This is a genomic window from Bacteroidota bacterium, assembly GCA_038746285.1.
GTDB lineage: Bacteria > Bacteroidota > Rhodothermia > Rhodothermales > JANQRZ01 > JANQRZ01.
The window spans coordinates 1-2,042 of sequence record JBCDKT010000115.1 but is presented as its reverse complement, the minus strand read 5'-3'; the positions used below and the strand labels follow the sequence as shown (position 1 = coordinate 2,042).

At 68.3% G+C, this 2,042-nt stretch carries 2 protein-coding genes; one reads left to right on the top strand and one right to left on the bottom strand.

What is annotated here, in order from left to right; all coding sequences use genetic code 11:
• Positions 1–859: transglutaminase family protein (locus AAGI91_17700; protein MEM1044448.1), on the top strand; the 859-nt coding region annotated here is incomplete at its 5' end.
• Position 860: 1 nt separating this feature from the next.
• On the opposite strand, the gene AAGI91_17695 is transcribed toward AAGI91_17700, so the two are convergent.
• Positions 861–2,042, bottom strand: a 1,182-nt coding sequence (locus AAGI91_17695) for an NAD+ synthase (GenBank protein ID MEM1044447.1), incomplete at its 5' end; no start/stop codon positions are given.

Genomic DNA, 2,042 nt, shown 5'->3' with positions numbered 1-2,042 from the left:
GCGGTGCTACTCGTTCGACCTCGCCGTGTCGCCGCACGCGCAGGCGTTCAGCTACCAGGACTACCTCGGCAACGAGGTGCACCACTTCGACATCCCCGGCTACCACGACCGGCTCACGCTGGAGGCCCGCGCGCTCGTCGAGCTGCCGCCGCCCGAGTCGCCCCCGGACGACCTCCCGATGGACACCTGGGAAACCCTCGACGCGCTCTGGGAGGACGGGGAGCACCTCGACATGACGCTGCCGAGCACCTTCGCACGCCCCTCAGCGGCGCTCCACACCTTCATCGACGAACTCGACTGGACACGGCGCACCGACCCGCTGCGGCTCCTGCGCGAACTCAACCAGCGGATCTACGAGACGTTCGCCTACAGCTCCGAGGCCACGCACGTCCACTCGCCCATCGACGATGCGCTCGCGAGCCGGGGCGGCGTCTGCCAGGACTTCGCACACTTGTTCATTGCGCTTGCCCGGCACCTGCGGATCCCGTGTCGCTACGTGAGCGGCTACCTCTTCTACCAGCGAGACGGCTCCTCGAAGGATCGCTCCGCCGAGGACGAGTCGCACGCCTGGGTGGAGACCTACCTGCCCGGCCTCGGCTGGGTCGGCTTCGACCCGACCAACAACATCCTCGCCGAGGAACGGCACATCCGCGTGGCGCTCGGCCGCGACTACGCCGACGTGCCGCCGACGCGCGGCGTCTACAAGGGCAGCAGCGGCAGCACGCTCCGGGTAGGTGTCCACGTCGCCGAGGCTACCTTCGCCGGGACCGCCGACGTGCGCCCCGACCTCGCTCTCGTCACCCACGCCGACGCGCGCGACCCCGAACCGGCCCCGCAGCAGTCGCAGCAGCAACAGTAACTCAGCTGGACGCAACCGCGGCCATCGTGTGGGTGCGCTTCATTACGATGGGCATGCGGCGGCCGAGGCCGAACGCCTTCGTGGTGACGCGGAGGCCGGGGGCGGCCTGGCGGCGCTTGTACTCGTTGCGGTCCACCATGCGCAGGATGCGCCCGACGAGCGCGGCGTCGTAGCCGGTCTGCGCGACGATGGTGTCGAGCGGGAGGTGGTCCTCAATGTAGCAGCGCAGGATGTGATCGAGGACGTCGTAGGGCGGGAGCGAGTCGGAGTCCTGCTGGCCCGGCTTGAGTTCGGCGGACGGCGGCTTGGTGATCGTGTTCTCGGGGATGACTTCGCGGCCCGCGCGGTCGTTGATGTGCCGCGCGAGGGCGTAGACCTCCTGCTTGAACACGTCCGAGAGCACGGCCAGGCCGCCCGACATGTCGCCGTAGAGGGTCGCGTAGCCGACGGCCATCTCCGACTTGTTACCCGTCGTGAGGAGGAGGTAATTGAACTTGTTCGACACCGCCATGAGCGTGAGCCCGCGCGCGCGCGCCTGGACGTTCTCCTCAGCGACGTTCTCCTCGGTGCCCGCGAAGACGTCCGTGAGCATCGCTCCGAAGGCGTCCACGGCCGGGCGTATCGACACCTCGTGGAACTCGATGCCGAGCGCGTCGGCGAGCGCCTGCGAATCGGAGACGGAGCCCGACGAGGAGTACGCCGAGGGCATCGTGATCCCAACCACGCGGTCCGGCCCAAGCGCGTTCGCCGCGAGCGCGCACGTCACCGCCGAGTCAATGCCGCCGGAGAGTCCGATAAGTGTCTTGGCGAAGACGGGCGTCTTGGCGAAGTAGTCCCGGATGCCGAGCACGAGCGCGTCGTGGAGGTCGGCGATGGAGGCCTCAGCGTGCGGCCGTTCTTCCGTGTGACCGTTCTGCGGTGGAGAAGCTGTACCCTTCTCCTTCATGCTCGCCCAGTCCCAGACAGCGTAGCCCTCCTCAAAGCTGGGGAGCGTGACGAGCGGCGTGCCACCTGCGTCGAGCACGCGGCTGTCGCCGTCGAAGATGATCTCGGTGTTGGCGCCAACCTGGTTGACGAAGACGAACGGCAGGCCGTGCTCGCGGCAGGCGTCGACGAGGATCTGGCGGCGCGTGGCCTGCTTCGTCATCGAGAACGGGCTCGCGCTGATGTTGACGAACAGCTC